Source organism: Streptomyces sp. NBC_01474, from assembly GCF_035918215.1.
GTDB classification, from domain to species: domain Bacteria; phylum Actinomycetota; class Actinomycetes; order Streptomycetales; family Streptomycetaceae; genus Streptomyces; species Streptomyces aureus.
Map to the genome: position 1 here is coordinate 6,875,650 of NZ_CP109449.1, position 17,245 is coordinate 6,892,894.

The following is a 17,245-nucleotide window of genomic DNA, read 5'->3' on the forward strand; positions in this document are numbered from 1 at the left end:
GGCATCGACCTCGCCCTGCGCCGCACCCGCCTCGGCTCCGTCTTCCAGGCCTCGGTCGCCGCCCACAAATTGGGGCTCCATCGCATTCACCGGCGAGAAGCTCACCGCGGACCGCGGACCGCACCCAGGCGAAGTGTCCTCGCCGGCATCGGGCTCGGCGCGGGCATCGCCGTCGTCTCCCTGGTGCCGATGATGAACGGCCTGACGGGGCAGTCCCCGTACATCCCGCCGCTCGTGTACGGCTCCTTCGCCGGGTCCGTCCTGGTCCTCGGCCCGGCCGCGACCGCGCTCGGGCGGCCCTGCACAGGCCGTAGGGTCGGCCGCATGCTGACCCTCGCCGAGGTGGAGGCCCTGGCACGCAGGGCCCACGCCACCCAGACGGACAAGGCCGGACGCCCCTACGCGGAACATCTGGAGGCGGTCGCCGAAGGCGTACGCGCCCGGGGCGGCGACGACGAGCAGATCGCGGCGGCCTGGCTGCACGACGCGATCGAGGACGACGCGCTCTCACGGCAGTGGCTGGCCGCAGCGGACCTCACGGACCGCACGAAGGCCGTCGTCCTCGCCCTCACCAAGCGCTCCGGAGAGCCTCAAGAGGCCTACGCGCAACGAGTTCTGGCCACTCCGGGCGCGCTGCTGGTGAAGGAGTCGGACCTGGCTCACAACGCGAACCCCGCCCGTCTGGCGGTCCTGGACACAGCGACCAGAGACCGCCTGACGAAGAAGTACGCGGGGATGCGGGCCCTGCTGGGCCTGGGTACCCAGGCCCGGACGAGGGACCCTAGGCCTTGACGCGCCCGCGGTCCCGCGCCAGCTGAGCCGCGTCCTTCTTGAACGCCCACTCCATCTTCGGCTCCATCGCGAAACGGAACATCCGCTGGACCGGGGGAGTGCACAAGGCCGTGATCAGGGATGCCGCGACGACCGTCACGAAAACCTCGCCCATCGGCTTGTGCAGCCAGGCGTAGTCGTCGAACCAGCCCCAGAACCGCGAGCCCTTCGCGATGAACCCGTGCAGCAGGTAGCCGTACAGCGTCCCCGCGCCCAGCACGGTGAACCACATCTTCCGCCGCGGCACCCAGGCGAAGAAGCACGCGGTGAGGACGACCGAGCAGCCGAAGAGCGCGAACGTCATCACGACACCGGCCCACCACGGCGCGCCCAGCTCCTGAGCGCTGTCGCGGTGGTAGAACCACGCCGACGTCATCCGCGGAGCGGCCCAGTAGGCCAGCATCAGGGCCGCCGCGAAGATCGGCACGGACAGGATCCGCACCTCACGCCGGCGCACCAGCTGGAAGTGCTCGGGCTTCAGGAACAGGCCGAGCACGAAGAAGGGGAGGAACTGCAGGACGCGCTGGAGGTCGAGGTCGTCGCCGATGTCGGGGGAGACGGCGGCGAGCACGGCGATGGCGACGGCGAGCGGCACCGGCCAGCGGACGATCTTCCACAGCGGGGTGGTGAGCCGCCAGATGAACAGGGCGACCAGGAACCAGGTCAGATACCAGGGGTCGAGCAGGCTGAACGGCTGCGTCGGATCGTTGTCCGCCCAGCGCTTGAAGAAGGTGTACGCGACCTCGAAGATCACGTACGGCACCGCGACCCCGGTGATGAGCCGCCGGAGCCGGTCGGGCCGCATGTCGAAGCTGCGGGAGAAGTAGCCGGAGATCACGATGAACGCCGGCATGTGGAACGTGTAGACGGTCATGTACAGCGCCTCGGCGACGCGGCTGTGATCCGTCAGCGGTTCCCAGGAGTGACCCATCGCGACCAGCACGATGGCCAGGTACTTGGCGTTGTCGAAGAACGCGTCCCGCTGTTTCGCGGGCTTGGCGGCCGGTGTGGGGGGAGCGGCTGCCGTATTCGGTGGCTGATGAGCGGGGGCCGTCTGTGCCGCAGGGAGCGGGGCTCGGGTGGGGGCAGCGCGGAACATCTGAGGCACCTTAGCGGCGCCCGCGGTATTTCGTAAAACCCTCACGTCAAATCCTCCTTACTGCGCGAGTACCCCCGATTCGGAGAAGTCGGCATAGCGATGGCGAAGTTTTCGCAGGTCTTCTGAAGGGACTTCGGGAGGCATCCATATGAGTCCGTTATGACCACTCTCATCCTGATTAAATAGTGCATATCGGCCGGACTCGACCACCCTGGATGTGGCCCCCGCGACAATTCGAATTCGCGGCGAACGGCACATGCGTGATCACGCGTGCCCGCGATGTGGACATGCTGTGTGTGCATGGAAACGATCAGGCCGAATTACCGGCCACGGGAACCCGCGAAATTGCCCGGGGAGCGCGCGCCGATCATGTGCCCCAAGGGTGCGCGGCCGGCGCGCCGCCGCACGGGAGTGGCCGACGATGCGTCACCCGCCGCATACGGGGGCCGTGTTGGTGGCACGATGGTTCTGGCGGGGGTGTGCGGGGTCGTACCCCCCGGGCCGGGAGTGCGGACCGACCTAGGGTGTGATCAGTGTGGCCATTTCGCTGTCAGTCGTACTGCTGTTGGCGATCATTCTCGTGGTGCTGATCCGGGGAGGGTCGATCAAGGCCGGGCCTGCCGTCGTGGCGGTCCTGTTCGGGTTCTTCCTGGCCTCGACCGGAATGGCCGACGACATTCAGAGGTTCCTGAACTCGATAGCGGACACGATCAACTCGATCCAGTTCTGACCGCTCGGGAGACTGTCCGGCCCAGGACGTGAAAAACCCCGGGCCCGGTTCGTGAGAACCGGGCCCGGGGCCACAAGAGCGGGCGACGGGAATCGAACCCGCGTAGCTAGTTTGGAAGACTAGGGCTCTACCATTGAGCTACGCCCGCACAGCTTGCGCCGCAGGTCGGTGACCGCGGCAACGGGAAGCATCGTAGCGGGTCGGACCCCCTCGTCGCACACCGCATTCACTCCGCTCGTAATGCGGGAGCCGCACCGGCCGCGTGCATGTACCCTACGTCTCGCACCGACGGGGTGTGGCGCAGCTTGGTAGCGCGTCCGCTTTGGGAGCGGAAGGCCGTGGGTTCAAATCCCGCCACCCCGACCAGCGTCGCAACAGCAGCGTCTCAAGCGGTAAACGCCTCCTCAAGATCGCGTTGTGGGTCGGCTCCGGCTTGCCGTTACTATGCAAGCTGCGTGCCCGTGTGTCTCTTAACCGGGCAGGAACCCAGAAGTCAGCCCCCAAGGAGACCGAACCGTGAAGAGCGCCGTGGAGACCCTGAACCCGACCCGGGTTCGGCTCAGCATCGAGGTGCCCTTCGAGGAGCTCAAGGACAGCCTCGACGCGGCGTACAAGAAGATCAACCAGCAGGTCACGGTGAAGGGCTTCCGCAAGGGCAAGATCCCTGCCCGCGTCATCGACCAGCGGTTCGGCCGCGGTGCGGTGCTTGAGGAGGCCGTCAACGACGCGCTTCCCAAGTTCTACACCGAAGCGGTCAACGAGGCCGAGCTCAACGTGCTGGGCCAGCCCGAGGTCGACATCACGGAGCTGAAGGACGGCGAGACGCTGAACTTCACCGCCGAGGTCGACATCCGTCCCGAGATCGAGATTCCGGACTACTCCGGCATCGAGGTCGAGGTCGACGCCATCGAGGTCAGCGACGAGGACGTGGACAAGTCGGTGGAGCAGCTCCGCGAGCGCTTCGCCTCCACCTCCCCGGTCGAGCGTGCCGCCGAGGACGGCGACGTCGTCACGATCGACCTCGAGGCCAAGGTCGACGGCGAGGTGCTCGAGGACGGCGTTGCGTCCGGCGTCTCGTACACGATCGGCTCGGGCGAGCTCCTCGAGGGCATCGACGAGGCCGTGAAGGGCCTGGAGGCCGGTGGCGAGGCCACCTTCACCTCCGAGCTCAAGGGCGGCTCCGCCGAGGGCAAGGAGGCCGAGGTCACCGTCAAGGTCACCCAGGTCGCCGCTCGTGAACTGCCGTCCCTGGACGACGAGTTCGCGCAGCTCGCCTCCGAGTTCGACACCCTCGACGAGCTGAAGGCCGACAGCCGCAAGCGCCTCGAGAACATGAAGCAGTACGACCAGGCCACGCAGGCCCAGGAGCGCGTCCTGGAGAAGCTGCTCGAGCTGGTCGAGGTCCCCGTTCCCGAGAAGCTGCTCGAGGACGAGGTCAAGACCCGCAAGCACAACCTCGAGCACCACCAGCTCGGCCAGATGGGCCTCGACCTCGAGAAGTACCTCGAGATCCAGGGCAAGACGGTCGAGGAGTTCGACGCCGAGACCGCCGAGCAGGCCGTCAAGGGCATCAAGACGCAGTTCGTCCTCGACGAGCTCGTCAACAAGGAGAAGCTGAACGTCAACCAGGAGGAGCTCACCGAGCACCTCATGCGGCGCGCGCAGTCCTCCGGCATGTCCCCCGACCAGTTCGCCCAGGCCGTCGTCGAAGGCGGCCAGGTCCCGATGCTGGTCGGCGAGGTCGCCCGCGGCAAGGCCCTCGCGGTCGTCGTCGAGGCCGCCACGGTCAAGGACACGAACGGCGAGATCGTCGACCTCGAGGACGACGAGGACGAGTCGGCTGCCGCCGGCGAGACCGTCGAGGCGGACGCCTCCGCCGAGGCCGAGGACAAGAACGAGGCCTGAGCCTCGGTCTGATCTCTTCTGCGTAACCGGGCCCCGGGACGACATCGTCCCGGGGCCCGGTCGTACCTGCGGGGCGGGGCGCGACATGCGCTCACAGCGAACAGTTCCCCTTGCGGGATTCACCGAAGGGACCCGCGCGTTAGGGTCCATGAATACGAGGGCAGATGAGTCCCCGCAGCCGCCGCCGAACGGCGGTGTGCAGGTGCGGGGCCCCGGCCCTCCGGATAAGACGCGAGACGGCGCGTTGCCGTCAGAGACGAGCAGGTGGATACGTGACGAATCTGATGCCTTCTGCCGCCGGTGAGCCGTCCCTCGGTGGTGGCCTCGGCGACCAGGTCTACAGCCGACTGCTCAACGACCGCATCATCTTCCTGGGCCAGCAGGTCGACGACGAGATCGCCAACAAGATCACTGCCCAGATGCTCCTCCTGGCCGCTGCCGACCAGGACAAGGACATCTACCTCTACATCAACAGCCCCGGCGGTTCGGTGACGGCCGGCATGGCGGTCTACGACACCATGCAGTACATCCAGAACGACGTCGTCACCATCGGCATGGGCATGGCCGCCTCCATGGGCCAGTTCCTGCTGACCGGCGGTACCCCTGGCAAGCGCTTCGCGCTGCCGAACACGGACATCCTGATGCACCAGGGCTCCGCCGGCATCGGCGGTACGGCTTCGGACGTCAAGATCCAGGCCGAGTACCTGCTGCGCACCAAGAAGCGCATGGCGGAGATCACGGCCCGGCACTCCGGGCAGACCGTCGAGACGATCATCCGTGACGGTGACCGCGACCGCTGGTACACCGCCGACGAGGCCAAGGCGTACGGCCTCATCGACGAGATCATCAGTGCCGCTACGGGTGTTCCGGGCGGCGGCGGCACCGGGGCCTGAAACCCCGGTTGCGCGGTCATCCAAGCCCACCTCACCAGGACGGAACACCGACCATGAACAACATCCCCGGCAGCGGTCTGTACACCGGCCCGCAGGTCGACAACCGCTACGTGATCCCGCGCTTCGTCGAGCGCACCTCGCAGGGCGTGCGTGAGTACGACCCGTACGCGAAGCTCTTCGAGGAGCGCGTGATCTTCCTCGGCGTGCAGATCGACGACGCGTCCGCCAACGACGTCATGGCGCAGCTCCTGTGCCTGGAGTCGATGGACCCGGACCGCGACATCTCCATCTACATCAACAGCCCCGGCGGCTCCTTCACGGCGCTCACGGCCATCTACGACACGATGCAGTTCGTGAAGCCGGACATCCAGACGGTCTGCATGGGCCAGGCGTCCTCCGCGGCCGCCGTGCTCCTCGCGGCCGGTACGCCGGGCAAGCGCATGGCGCTGCCGAACGCCCGCGTCCTGATCCACCAGCCCTCCGGCGGCACCGGCCGTGAGCAGCTCTCCGACCTGGAGATCGCCGCGAACGAGATCCTCCGGATGCGTGAGCAGCTCGAGGAGATGCTGGCCAAGCACTCCACGACGCCGATCGAGAAGATCCGCGACGACATCGAGCGCGACAAGATCCTGACGGCCGAGGACGCCCTGGCGTACGGCCTGATCGACCAGATCATCTCCACCCGGAAGATGAACAACTCCGCGGCCGCGTGACGCAGCGCTGTATCGTCTGCCGCTCCTTGGCACGCTTCACGTAGAAGTGAACCGTGCCAAGGGGGGCCCGAACGGGGGGCCCGGCAAGGTACCGTCGGATACAGGCACCAGGAGTCGCTTACGCGAGCGTCTCCCAGGCGAAGGGGAAGCACCTCGTGGCACGCATCGGTGACGGCGGCGATCTGCTCAAGTGCTCGTTCTGCGGAAAGAGCCAGAAGCAGGTCAAGAAGCTCATCGCAGGCCCCGGTGTGTACATCTGCGACGAGTGCATCGACCTCTGCAACGAGATCATCGAGGAAGAGCTCGCGGAGACGAGCGAGGTCCGCTGGGAAGAACTTCCCAAGCCTCGCGAGATCTACGAGTTCCTCGAAGGCTATGTCGTCGGCCAGGAGGCCGCGAAGAAAGCCCTCTCGGTCGCTGTGTACAACCATTACAAGCGGGTTCAGGCCGGTGAGAACGGCGGAGCCCAGGGACGCGACGACGCGATCGAGCTGTCGAAGTCCAACATCCTGCTCCTGGGCCCCACGGGCTCGGGCAAGACGCTCCTGGCCCAGACCCTGGCCCGCATGCTGAACGTTCCGTTCGCCATCGCCGACGCGACGGCGCTCACGGAGGCCGGCTATGTGGGCGAGGACGTCGAGAACATCCTCCTGAAGCTGATCCAGGCGGCCGACTACGACGTCAAGAAGGCCGAGACCGGGATCATCTACATCGACGAGATCGACAAGGTCGCCCGCAAGAGCGAGAACCCGTCGATCACGCGCGATGTGTCCGGTGAGGGCGTCCAGCAGGCCCTGCTCAAGATCCTCGAGGGGACCACGGCTTCCGTCCCGCCCCAGGGCGGCCGCAAGCACCCCCATCAGGAGTTCATCCAGATCGACACGACGAACGTGCTGTTCATCGTGGGCGGCGCGTTCGCCGGCCTGGAGAAGATCATCGAGTCGCGGGCGGGTGCCAAGGGCATCGGCTTCGGCGCGACGATCCACTCCAAGCGCGAGCTGGAGGAGAAGGACCAGTTCCAGGAGGTCATGCCGGAGGACCTGGTGAAGTTCGGGATGATCCCCGAGTTCATCGGCCGTCTCCCCGTCATCACCTCGGTCCACAACCTGGACCGCGAGGCGCTCCTCCAGATCCTCCTGGAGCCGCGCAACGCCCTGGTGAAGCAGTACCAGCGCCTCTTCGAACTCGACGGCGTGGAGCTGGACTTCGAGCGCGAGGCCCTGGAGGCCATCGCCGACCAGGCCATCCTGCGCCGCACAGGCGCGCGCGGCCTGCGTGCGATCATGGAGGAAGTCCTCCAGTCCGTGATGTACGAGGTCCCCTCCCGCAAGGACGTGGCCCGCGTCGTCATCACGGCAGAGGCCGTCCACTCGAACGTGAACCCGACGCTGATCCCCCGCGACGTCCGCGGCTCGGGCAGCGGAGAGCAGAAGTCGGCGTAGCGCACATGTGAGGCATGGGAAGGGCCCCGGTCGGTTGACCGGGGCCCTTCTTCCATGCCGTGCCTGAGGTGCCGAGCGAGGTCAGGACTTGACGCGGACCTCGCCGCGGAGCTTGGTCGACGTGTCGGCGGCGCCCTGCAGGTCCGCGGTCTTGCCCGTCATGGCCGTCGCGAGGTCGACGGGGATGACGATGCCGAGGGTGCTGTGGTCACCCCAGATGCAGACCGGCATCGACATCTCCTTGGGAGCGGAGGTGGTCTCGCCGCTGCTGGGCGTGTCGTTCTTGATCTTCGTCTCCTGGCACTTCATCACCGCGCCGTCGGAGTCGAAGCTCTGCGGGCTGCCGACCAGCTCGCCGGTGTCGGAGTTGTCCTTCGACGAGTTCTTCTTCATCTCGGCGAACATCCCGTCGACGACCTTCTCCGGGTCGGAGATCTCGCCGTACACGCCCATGAACTTCAGGTACTTGACCGCGAGCGGGTTCGTCTTGGTGTCGCCGGCCTGGTACTCCGCGCCGACGCCCTGGGCGTTCTTGACGCCGTTCTTCTCGGCGTCCTTGACGTCCTTGTCGCTCATGCTGGAGTCGTCGCCGCTCGCGGCCTTCTTGTACTCCCCGAGCACCGTCGCCGGCGTCGTCAGCTTGTGCGGGCCGTCGTCCGCCACGGACGAGCCGCCACCGCCGAACACGAAGTACGCGCCCACGCCGATCGCCGCGACCACGGCCACCGCGCCGATGATCAGGCCCGTCTTCTTCTTGCCGCCCTGGGGCGGGCCGGGAGGCGGGGGGACCTGCCCGTAGGGGGCCTGGGGCTGCTGGCCGTAGGGGCCCGGCTGCTGGGGCTGGCTGTAGCCGCCAGGCTGGCCGTACGGCTGCTGGGGCTGGCCGTACGGGGGCTGCTGCGGCGGGACGCCCTGCGGGGCCTGCTGTGGGTACCCGTAGCCGGGCTGGGGCGCGGCCGGGGGCTGCTGCCCGTAAGGGCCCGGCTGCGGCTGGCCGTAGGGTCCGGGCTGCTGAGGCTGCTGCCCGCCGTACGGGCCCGGCTGGTTGTAGCTCATTTCTGGGGTTCCCTCCCGATGCTTATGCGTTCCGAACATCCTGGCGGAAGGTGGCCATGTGTGGGGAACCCAGGGTCGGATCGGTGCCAGGTTGTTGAAAGGTTGTGCCAGACGGCCGGGGCGGCCGCCGCGTCGCACGGGAATCCGGTTTCGGGGCACCCCTGCCGCGCCCCTAAACTGGGCCCGTGACCGAGAACACTCAGCAGCAGAATCCAGCGCCCACCACCGAACTGCCGACCCAGTACGCGCCGGCCGAGGTAGAGGGGGCGCTCTACGAGCGCTGGGTAGACCGGGGTTACTTCACCGCTGACGCGAACAGCGAGAAGGAGCCGTACACGATCGTCATCCCCCCGCCGAACGTCACGGGCGCGCTCCACCTGGGCCACGCCTTCCAGGTCACGCTCATGGACGCCCTCACGCGCCGCAAGCGCATGCAGGGCTACGAGACGCTGTGGCTGCCCGGCATGGACCACGCCGGCATCGCGACCCAGAACAAGGTCGAGCAGCAGCTCGCCGAGGAGGGCAAGTCCCGCCAGGACCTGGGCCGCGAGGCGTTCACCGACCGCGTGTGGCAGTGGAAGGACGAGTACGGCGGCCGGATCCTCGGCCAGCTGCGCCGCCTCGGCGCGGGCCTCGACTGGTCGCGTGAGCGCTTCACGATGGACGAGGGCCTGTCGAAGGCCGTCCAGACCATCTTCAAGAACCTGTACGACGACGGGCTCATCTACCGCGCCGAGCGCATCATCAACTGGTGCCCGCGCTGTCTGACGGCGATCTCGGACATCGAGGTCGACTACCAGGACGACGACGGCGAGCTCGTCTCGCTCAAGTACGGCGAGGGCGACGAGACGGTGGTCGTCGCCACGACCCGCGTCGAGACCATGCTCGGTGACACCGCCGTCGCGGTGCACCCCGACGACGAGCGGTACGCGCACCTGATCGGCAAGCGCATCAAGCTGCCGCTCACCGACCGGACCATCCCGGTCGTCGCCGACACGCACGTCGACCCCGAGTTCGGGACCGGCGCCGTCAAGGTGACGCCCGCCCACGACCCGAACGACTTCGCGATCGGCCAGCGGCACGACCTGGAGTCCATGACGATCATGGACGAGCGCGGTGTCATCACCGTGCACGGCCCCTTCCAGGGTCTCGACCGCTTCGAGGCGCGCTCCGCGATCGTCGCCGCCCTGCGCGAACAGGGCCGTGTCGTCGCCGAGAAGCGTCCGTACGTCCACTCCGTCGGCCACTGCTCGCGCTGCAAGACCACGGTCGAGCCGCGCCTGTCCCTTCAGTGGTGGGTGAAGGTCGACACGCTCGCCCAGGCCGCCGGTGACGCGGTCCGTGACGGGCGCGTCGCGCTCCACCCGAAGGACATGGAGAAGCGGTACTTCGACTGGGTCGACAACCTCAACGACTGGTGCATCTCACGTCAGTTGTGGTGGGGCCACCGGATCCCCGTCTGGTACGGGCCGAACGGCGAGGTCGTGTGCGTCGGCCCCGACGACCCGATCCCCGGCACGGAGGCCGAGGGCTGGACCCAGGACGAGGACGTCCTCGACACCTGGTTCTCGTCCGGCCTGTGGCCGTTCTCCACGCTCGGCTGGCCGGAGAAGACCCCGGACCTCGAGAAGTTCTACTCGACCGACGTCCTGGTGACGGGCCACGACATCATCTTCTTCTGGGTCGTCCGGATGATGATGTTCGGCCTGTACGCCATGGAGGACCAGGTCCCCTTCAAGACCGTCGCCCTCACCGGTCTCGTCCGCGACGAGTTCGGCAAGAAGATGTCGAAGTCGAACCCGAACGCCGTCGACCCGCTCGACTGGATGGACGCGTACGGCTCCGATGCCGTTCGCTTCACCCTGGCCACCGGCGCCAACCCCGGTGCCGACGTGCCGATCGGCGAGGACTGGGTCAAGGCCTCCCGTAACTTCGCCAACAAGATCTGGAACGCGACGCGCTTCGCGCTGATGAACGGCGCGACCGTCGAGGGACCGCTGCCGGCGCCCGAGGCGATGACCGCGACGGACCGCTGGATCCTGTCCCGGCTCAACAAGACCGTCGCCGAAGTCGACGCCTTCTACGACGACTTCCAGTTCGCCAAGCTCTCCGACGCCCTCTACCACTTCGCGTGGGACGAGGTCTTCGACTGGTACGTCGAGCTGTCGAAGACGACGTTCTTCGAGGGCGGCGAGCAGGCGAAGGTCTCGGGCCGTGTCCTGGGCGAGGTCCTCGATGTGACGCTGCGTCTGCTGCACCCGATCGTCCCGTTCGTCACCGAGACGCTCTGGACGACGCTGACGGGCGGCGAGACGCTCGTGACCGCCGAGTGGCCGAAGGACAGCCGCTTCCGTGACGAGGCCGCCGAGCGCGAGATCGAGACGCTTCAGCAGGTCATCACCGAGGTCCGGCGCTTCCGTTCCGACCAGGGCCTGCAGCCCGGTCAGCGCGTGCCGGCCCGGCTCGGCCTCGACGGCACCGCGCTCGCTTCGCACGAGGCCGCCATCCGGCAGCTTCTGCGGCTGCAGCCCGAGGGCGACGCCTTCTCGGCGACCGCCACTCTGTCGGTCGGCGGTGCGCAGGTCGCGCTCGACCTGTCCGGCACGATCGATGTGGCGGCCGAGCGCAAGCGGCTCGCCAAGGATCTGGCCGCCGCCGAGAAGGAGAAGGCCCAGGCCACGGGCAAGCTCGGCAACGAGGCGTTCCTCGCCAAGGCGCCGGACGCCGTCGTCGACAAGATCCGCGGGCGCCTCGCCAAGGCGGACGAGGACATCGCCCGCATTCAGCAGCAGTTGGACCGGTTGCCTCAGGCCTGACGTGACTGACGCCTCCGACGTGCGACGCGTCCGACGCGCGTGAGGTGCGTGATGTGCGCTGAAGGCCCCCCGGGATCCTCATGGTTCCGGGGGGCCTTCGCGTTTCTCCGGGTGGCGGAGGGGTTCTACGTTCGTAGCCCCAGGCGTTGCAGCTCCGCGTCCGCCAACGCGTCCAGCACCACCGGGTCCGCCTCTCGCCAGCCCTTCGCCAGCGAGCCCGGCCCGGGGCCCGGGGGGATGTCCAGGTCCGGGTCCGGATCCAGGTCCGGGTCCATGTCCGGGGTCTCGTGGGGCGCGGCCGGGAGCAGTTCCGCCGTAGCCGCCAGTTCGTCCAGCGGGCGCAACAGCGCCCTCAGCGCCAGTAGTTCACGGCCGTCCTCCGTCCCCGCCAGCTCCTGCGCTGCCGCCGCCTGGCGCGTCCAGCGGACGCGGCGGGGCAGCCACACCGTGAGCATCAGGCTCACCGGGATCACGAAGAGCGCCACCGCGCCCAGGACCGCGAGGGCCTGTGCGGCCGCGGGGCCCTGCGGGGCCGGTGCCGCGCTCACGATCCGATCGCCCGCGTGCGCCACGCCCCGCAGCGCTCCGTCCACCGAGCTGCCGAGGAGCGGGATACGGGGGCGGTGAGAGGCCGGTTGGGAGGCCGGCAGCACCAGCCGGTGCACGGCCAGCGCCACCGCCGCCCAGAGCGCCGTCCACAGCAGGGCGGCGCCGTCGCCCAGGAGTTGGCATGCGCGGCGGCCGGGGTTGTGTGCGTACCACATGGTCCGATTGGACCTTCTCCGTACGGGGCCGGGGGCGCACCGCGCCGGGGGGTCTCCCGGCGTCCCCGGTTCGGGTCAGCCCTTTCCGGCCCCACGCACCTGTGGGCTCAGGCCACTTACGCGGCCTTCAGCAGGCGCTGGAGCGAGTCGAAGTCCTCCACGCACTTGCCGCAGCCCAGCGCCACGCTGTCCAGTGGTGCTTCCGCGGGGAAGACCGGGATGCCCGTCGCCTCCGTCATGCGCACGTCCAGGCCCGGAAGCAGCGCGCCACCGCCCGTCAGCACGATGCCGTGCTCCATGATGTCACCGGAGAGCTCCGGCGGGCACTCCTCGAGGGTCGCCCTGAGCGCCGAGACGATCGCTTCGACGGGGGAGTTGAGGGCTTCCCGGATCTCCTGGGTGGTGAGGGTCGCGGTGTGGGGGAGGCCGGCCAGCCTTTGACGGCCTCGCACCGTGAAGGTGCCCGTTTCGGAGAGTTCCTCGGCCGGGGCCGCTGAGCCGATGGCCAGTTTGACCGCCTCCGCGGTGCGTTCGCCGATCAGCAGGCCGTGTTCCTTGCGCACGTGGTCCGTGATCGCCTCGTCCATGCGGTCGCCCCCGACGCGCAGGGACTGGGCGGTGACGATGCCGCCCAGCGAGATCACCGCCACCTCCGTGGTGCCGCCGCCTATGTCCACGACCATCGAGCCGCGTGCCTCGGCCACCGGGAGGCCCGCGCCTATCGCCGCGGCCATGGGTTCCTCTATGACGTGGACCGCCCGGGCTCCGGCTCGTTGTGCCGCGTGGACGATCGCCCGGCGCTCCACCGGAGTGACCCCGCTCGGGACGCAGATGACCATGCGGGTCCTGGGGCGGCGACCCGGGACCGCCTTGCGCACGAAGTGGCGGAGCATCTCCTCCGCCGCCTCGTAGTCGCTGATCACGCCGTCGCGGAGGGGGCGGATGGCGGTGATGGAGCCCGGGGTGCGGCCGAGCGTCGCCTTGGCTTCCGTGCCGACGGCGACGGTTGTCTTGTTCTGTTTCAGCGCCACCACAGACGGCTCGTTGAGCACGATCCCCTTGCCGCGTACGTAGAGAAGAGTGTTGGCGGTGCCGAGATCGATGCCTATGTCCATGATCGCCAAGTTTGCAGGGTGATGCCGCGGTCCGGATGGACCAAGGTCCCGAAACGGACGGGCCGAAAGTCCCTGACTTGCCGGGTGGGGTGCGGGCCGGGCCGTGTCGGTGGTTCTCCGTAGACTGGCTGGTGTGAGTGAGCTCCCCCCGCGTGACAGCGGCGAATCCGACGGCTTCGACGACATCGTGGACGCCGAGACCGAGCGTGACCCCGATCTGGCACTGATCGAGGCCGGCAGCCGTACCCTCCGGACGCAGGGGGGTGCTCCGCAGGGGGACGGTGTGCCCGGGCGGCCGCAGGATCCCCAGGTGGCCGAGGCCCTGCGAGAGGTCGAGACCGAGCTCGCGGGGCGGTGGGGCGAGACCAAGCTGGAGCCGTCCGTCTCGCGTATCGCCGCTCTGATGGACGTGCTCGGTGACCCGCAGCGCGCCTATCCCTCGATCCACATCACGGGGACGAACGGCAAGACGTCCACGGCCCGCATGATCGAGGCCCTTCTCGGCGCTTTCGAGCTGCGCACCGGGCGTTATACGTCGCCTCACGTCCAGTCGATCACCGAGCGCATCAGTCTCGACGGTGCGCCGATCGACTACGAGAGGTTCATCGAGACCTATCGGGACATTGCCCCGTATGTGGAGATGGTCGACCAGAAAGAGGAATTCCGGCTTTCCTTTTTCGAGGTGCTCACGGGGATGGCGTACGCCGCCTTCGCCGACGCGCCCGTCGACGCCGCCGTCGTCGAGGTCGGAATGGGCGGCAGCTGGGACGCCACCAATGTGATCGACGCTTCGGTGGCCGTCGTGACGCCCATCGATCTGGACCACACGGACCGGCTGGGCTCCACCCCTGGCGAGATCGCCCAGGAGAAGGCCGGAATCATCAAGCAGGGCGCCACGGTGATCATGGCGCAGCAGCCCGTCGACGCCGCGCAGGTGCTCCTCAAGAAGGCCGTCGACGTGGACGCCACCGTGGCCCGGGAAGGGCTCGAGTTCGGCGTCGTCTCCCGCCAGGTCGCCGTGGGCGGGCAGTTGCTGACCCTGCGGGGGCTCGGCGGCGAGTACGACGGGATCTTCCTCCCGCTGCACGGCGCCCACCAGGCGCACAACGCGGCTGTCGCGCTGGCCGCGGTCGAGGCCTTCTTCGGGATCGGGGCCGAGCAGGCCCGGCTGCTCGATGTGGACACCGTCCGTCAGGCCTTCGCCGGCGCCACGTCGCCCGGCCGGCTCGAGGTCGTGAGGCGTTCGCCGACCGTGGTGCTCGACGCCGCGCACAACCCGGCCGGTGCCCGCGTCACCGCCGAAGCCATCAGTGAGGTCTTCGACTTCAGCCGGCTGGTGGGAGTCGTGGGAGCGAGCGGCGACAAGAACGTGCGCGGGGTGCTCGAGGCCTTCGAGCCGATCTTCGCCGAGGTCGTCGTCACGCAGAACTCCAGCCATCGCGCGATGGACGCGGACGAGCTCGCCGCCATCGCGGTCGAGGTCTTCGGGGACGAGCGCGTGCAGGTCGAGCCCCGACTCGACGACGCTCTCGAGGCCGCCATCACGCTGGCCGAGGAAGAGGGCGAGTTCTCCGGCGGCGGTGTGCTCGTCACCGGGTCCGTGATCACTGTCGGCGAGGCCCGGCTGCTGTTGGGGAAGGGCTGATCCGCTGTGCGCGTGCTGTGTTCATCGACCCTGATCGGTGAGTTCTTCGTCATCGGCTTCGCCGGACTCGTCGCCATGAAGGACCCCGACCTCTCGGGCGGGCTCGTGTGGGGCGTGTGCGGTGTCGCCATGCTGCTGTCCGTGCTGTTGTGCGGGGCGCTCGGGCGGCGCGGCGGCATCGAGCTGGGGTGGGTGCTTCAAGCGGCGCTCGTCGCCAGCGGGTTCGTCGTGCCGATGATGTTCATCCTGGGTCTCTGCTTCGCCGGGCTCTGGTGGGCCTCCGTCCACTTCGGCCGCAGGATCGACGAGGCCAAGGCCAGGTGGGCCGCCCAGGCCGAGGCCGGAGGTAACACCGCGTAGCCGTGCCCGGTATCGTGCGGACATCCCACGAAGATTTTGGAGCCGCACCATGAGTCAGCGCACTCTTGTCCTTCTCAAGCCCGACGCCGTCCGCCGGGGTCTCGTCGGCGAGATCATCGGCCGGATCGAGCGCAAGGCCGGCTGGACGATCAGCGCGCTGGAGCTGCGGAACCTGGACCAGGACACCCTGGAGCAGCACTACGGCGAGCACAAGGGCAAGCCCTTCTACGAGCCGCTGGTCGCCTTCATGGCGTCCGGGCCCGTGGTGGCTCTCGTCGTCGAGGGCGAGCGGGTCATCGAGGGTGTGCGTCAGCTGGCCGGCCCGACCGACCCGATCGCCGCCGCTCCGGGCTCCATCCGTGGCGACTTCGGCACCATCGTCCGAGAGAACCTGATCCACGCCTCGGACTCGGAGGAGTCGGCCGAGCGCGAGCTGAAGATCTTCTTCCCCGGACAGGTGTAGTCCGGTCCGTGAGACCGGAAAGTTCTTTTTCTGACACTCCGTCAGTCGGGGAGCGCCGCTGAACAGGGGCGGCCGGAGAAATTCGGCCGCCTTTTGGCATATGCGCCCCCATTGGGGGAACGCGACACTCCGTCGGCACGTCCCCATTAGCGGAGCGGGGATTCATCTGCTGACAATGGCGAAGACCCTCGCGCCGTGTTCGTGCAGGCGAGACTACGATGTAAGCCTCCACGCCACTCGCACCCACCTCGCCTACCTAACAAGCCATCAAACGCTCCACTTGGGAAGGCCAGACGAATCCTGATGGGGAACTCAATGTCGTTCATCGGCCGTGACATGGCTGTCGACCTCGGGACCGCCAACACGCTGGTGTACGTCAGGGGTCGCGGGATCGTACTCAACGAGCCGTCCGTCGTCGCGATCAACACCAACACCGGCGGCATCCTCGCTGTCGGCGCCGAAGCCAAGAAGATGATCGGCCGCACGCCGGGCAACATCGTCGCCGTGCGCCCGCTGAAGGACGGCGTGATCGCCGACTTCGAGATCACCGAGCGCATGCTCCGCTACTTCATCCTGAAGATCCACAAGCGGCGCTACCTCGCTCGCCCCCGTGTCGTGGTGTGTGTGCCCTCCGGCATCACCGGTGTCGAGCGGCGCGCGGTCATCGAGGCCTCCTCGCAGGCCGGTGCCCGCCAGGTGCACATCATCGAGGAGCCCATGGCCGCGGCCATCGGCTCCGGCCTCCCGGTCCACGAGGCCACGGGCAACATGGTGGTCGACATCGGCGGCGGCACCACCGAGGTCGCGGTGATCTCGCTCGGCGGAATCGTCACAGCACAGTCCATCCGGGTCGCCGGGGACGAGCTGGACAACGCGATCATCCAGCACATCAAGAAGGAGTACTCGCTGCTTCTTGGTGAGCGGACTGCCGAGCAGATCAAGATCACGATTGGCTCCGCGTACGACCTCGACTCCGACGAACACACCGAAATCCGCGGGCGCGACCTCGTGTCCGGACTCCCGAAGACCGTCGTCATCTCGGCCGCCGAGGTGCGCAAGGCGATCGAGGAACCGGTCAACGCGATCGTCGACGCCGTCAAGACGACCCTGGACAAGTGCCCGCCCGAGTTGTCGGGCGACGTCATGGACCGGGGCATCGTGCTCACCGGCGGCGGCGCTCTGCTGCGCGGCCTCGACGAGCGGCTGCGCCGTGAGACGGGCATGCCGATCCACATCGCCGAGGACCCCCTCGACAGCGTGGCGCTCGGCTCCGGCAAGTGTGTCGAGGAGTTCGAGGCGCTCCAGCAGGTGCTGGACGCCCAGCCGCGCAGATGACCTGACGCGAGACGTCCGCCGTACGAGTGCCTGCCACTTCGTACGGCGGATCGTTGATATATAGGCAAGGCGTAGTAA

At 68.1% G+C, this 17,245-nt stretch carries 15 protein-coding genes and 2 tRNA genes; 12 read left to right on the forward strand and 5 right to left on the reverse strand.

From position 1 onward, the window contains the following. Positions 1–324 precede the first annotated feature (324 nt). Positions 325–792, forward strand: a complete 468-nt coding sequence (locus OG758_RS31380) for an HD domain-containing protein (protein ID WP_326716094.1) — start codon at positions 325–327, stop codon at positions 790–792. On the opposite strand, the gene OG758_RS31385 is transcribed toward OG758_RS31380, so the two are convergent. After that, positions 782–1,930: an acyltransferase family protein gene (locus tag OG758_RS31385; RefSeq protein ID WP_326713020.1), complete on the reverse strand. Its 1,149-nt coding sequence runs from the start codon at positions 1,928–1,930 to the stop codon at positions 782–784. The genes OG758_RS31380 and OG758_RS31385 overlap by 11 nt on opposite strands. 535 nt (positions 1,931–2,465) lie before the next feature. Here OG758_RS31385 and OG758_RS31390 point away from each other — a divergent pair. Next, positions 2,466–2,660: a hypothetical protein gene (locus tag OG758_RS31390; protein WP_100594330.1), complete on the forward strand. Its 195-nt coding sequence runs from the start codon at positions 2,466–2,468 to the stop codon at positions 2,658–2,660. A 77-nt stretch (positions 2,661–2,737) separates the two neighbouring features. On the opposite strand, the gene OG758_RS31395 is transcribed toward OG758_RS31390, so the two are convergent. Further along, positions 2,738–2,808: transfer RNA gene (locus OG758_RS31395), tRNA-Gly, on the reverse strand. A gap of 141 nt (positions 2,809–2,949) precedes the next feature. On the opposite strand from OG758_RS31395, the gene OG758_RS31400 reads away from it, so the two are divergent. From OG758_RS31400 to clpX, 5 genes are all read left to right on the forward strand, one after another. After that, a tRNA-Pro gene (locus OG758_RS31400) sits at positions 2,950–3,026 on the forward strand. Positions 3,027–3,176: 150 nt separating this feature from the next. Further along, the gene (tig, locus tag OG758_RS31405) at positions 3,177–4,565 is read left to right on the forward strand and encodes a trigger factor (protein WP_266564251.1); all 1,389 of its coding nucleotides are present in this window, start codon (positions 3,177–3,179) and stop codon (positions 4,563–4,565) included. Between the two features lie 284 nt (positions 4,566–4,849). Then, a complete protein-coding gene (locus tag OG758_RS31410) occupies positions 4,850–5,458 on the forward strand; it encodes an ATP-dependent Clp protease proteolytic subunit (RefSeq protein WP_266569404.1) in 609 nt (202 codons plus the stop codon). Positions 5,459–5,511: 53 nt separating this feature from the next. Then, positions 5,512–6,171 (forward strand): ATP-dependent Clp protease proteolytic subunit, encoded by a 660-nt coding sequence (locus OG758_RS31415; RefSeq protein WP_227294656.1) that lies wholly within the window; start codon positions 5,512–5,514, stop codon positions 6,169–6,171. 155 nt (positions 6,172–6,326) lie between these two features. Continuing rightward, the gene (clpX, locus tag OG758_RS31420) at positions 6,327–7,613 is read left to right on the forward strand and encodes an ATP-dependent Clp protease ATP-binding subunit ClpX (protein ID WP_116512991.1); all 1,287 of its coding nucleotides are present in this window, start codon (positions 6,327–6,329) and stop codon (positions 7,611–7,613) included. An 81-nt stretch (positions 7,614–7,694) separates the two neighbouring features. On the opposite strand, the gene OG758_RS31425 is transcribed toward clpX, so the two are convergent. Beyond that, positions 7,695–8,669, reverse strand: a complete 975-nt coding sequence (locus OG758_RS31425; RefSeq protein WP_326713021.1) for a hypothetical protein — start codon at positions 8,667–8,669, stop codon at positions 7,695–7,697. Between the two features lie 185 nt (positions 8,670–8,854). Here OG758_RS31425 and OG758_RS31430 point away from each other — a divergent pair, with 185 nt between their 5' ends. Continuing rightward, positions 8,855–11,485, forward strand: coding sequence for a valine--tRNA ligase (locus OG758_RS31430; RefSeq protein ID WP_326713022.1), 2,631 nt, complete (start codon positions 8,855–8,857; stop codon positions 11,483–11,485). Between the two features lie 125 nt (positions 11,486–11,610). On the opposite strand, the gene OG758_RS31435 is transcribed toward OG758_RS31430, so the two are convergent. Further along, positions 11,611–12,249, reverse strand: a complete 639-nt coding sequence (locus OG758_RS31435; RefSeq protein WP_326713023.1) for a hypothetical protein — start codon at positions 12,247–12,249, stop codon at positions 11,611–11,613. Between the two features lie 116 nt (positions 12,250–12,365). Beyond that, positions 12,366–13,364 (reverse strand): rod shape-determining protein, encoded by a 999-nt coding sequence (locus tag OG758_RS31440; RefSeq protein WP_326716095.1) that lies wholly within the window; start codon positions 13,362–13,364, stop codon positions 12,366–12,368. A gap of 133 nt (positions 13,365–13,497) precedes the next feature. Here OG758_RS31440 and folC point away from each other — a divergent pair, with 133 nt between their 5' ends. The 4 genes from folC (at position 13,498) to OG758_RS31460 (ending at position 17,167) form a co-directional block, all read left to right on the forward strand. Then, positions 13,498–15,009 carry a bifunctional tetrahydrofolate synthase/dihydrofolate synthase gene (gene folC, locus OG758_RS31445; RefSeq protein WP_326713024.1) on the forward strand — a complete coding sequence of 504 codons (1,512 nt, stop codon included), beginning with the start codon at positions 13,498–13,500 and terminating at the stop codon, positions 15,007–15,009. Between the two features lie 6 nt (positions 15,010–15,015). After that, positions 15,016–15,369, forward strand: coding sequence for a DUF4233 domain-containing protein (locus tag OG758_RS31450; RefSeq protein ID WP_326713025.1), 354 nt, complete (start codon positions 15,016–15,018; stop codon positions 15,367–15,369). Positions 15,370–15,418: 49 nt separating this feature from the next. Next, positions 15,419–15,832, forward strand: coding sequence for a nucleoside-diphosphate kinase (gene ndk / locus OG758_RS31455; RefSeq protein ID WP_100594213.1), 414 nt, complete (start codon positions 15,419–15,421; stop codon positions 15,830–15,832). Between the two features lie 315 nt (positions 15,833–16,147). Next, positions 16,148–17,167 carry a rod shape-determining protein gene (locus OG758_RS31460; RefSeq protein WP_059131610.1) on the forward strand — a complete coding sequence of 340 codons (1,020 nt, stop codon included), beginning with the start codon at positions 16,148–16,150 and terminating at the stop codon, positions 17,165–17,167. Positions 17,168–17,245: the final 78 nt, after the last annotated feature.

Coding starts and splice junctions, on each gene's coding strand:
- OG758_RS31460 (WP_059131610.1), top strand. CDS start 16,148: ATGTCGTTCATCGGCCGTGACATGGCTGTCGACCTCGGGACCGCCAAC.
- OG758_RS31440 (WP_326716095.1), bottom strand. CDS start 13,364: ATGGACATAGGCATCGATCTCGGCACCGCCAACACTCTTCTCTACGTA.
- OG758_RS31380 (WP_326716094.1), top strand. CDS start 325: ATGCTGACCCTCGCCGAGGTGGAGGCCCTGGCACGCAGGGCCCACGCC.
- OG758_RS31425 (WP_326713021.1), bottom strand. CDS start 8,669: ATGAGCTACAACCAGCCGGGCCCGTACGGCGGGCAGCAGCCTCAGCAG.
- OG758_RS31435 (WP_326713023.1), bottom strand. CDS start 12,249: ATGTGGTACGCACACAACCCCGGCCGCCGCGCATGCCAACTCCTGGGC.
- OG758_RS31415 (WP_227294656.1), top strand. CDS start 5,512: ATGAACAACATCCCCGGCAGCGGTCTGTACACCGGCCCGCAGGTCGAC.
- ndk (WP_100594213.1), top strand. CDS start 15,419: ATGAGTCAGCGCACTCTTGTCCTTCTCAAGCCCGACGCCGTCCGCCGG.
- OG758_RS31385 (WP_326713020.1), bottom strand. CDS start 1,930: ATGTTCCGCGCTGCCCCCACCCGAGCCCCGCTCCCTGCGGCACAGACG.
- OG758_RS31410 (WP_266569404.1), top strand. CDS start 4,850: ATGCCTTCTGCCGCCGGTGAGCCGTCCCTCGGTGGTGGCCTCGGCGAC.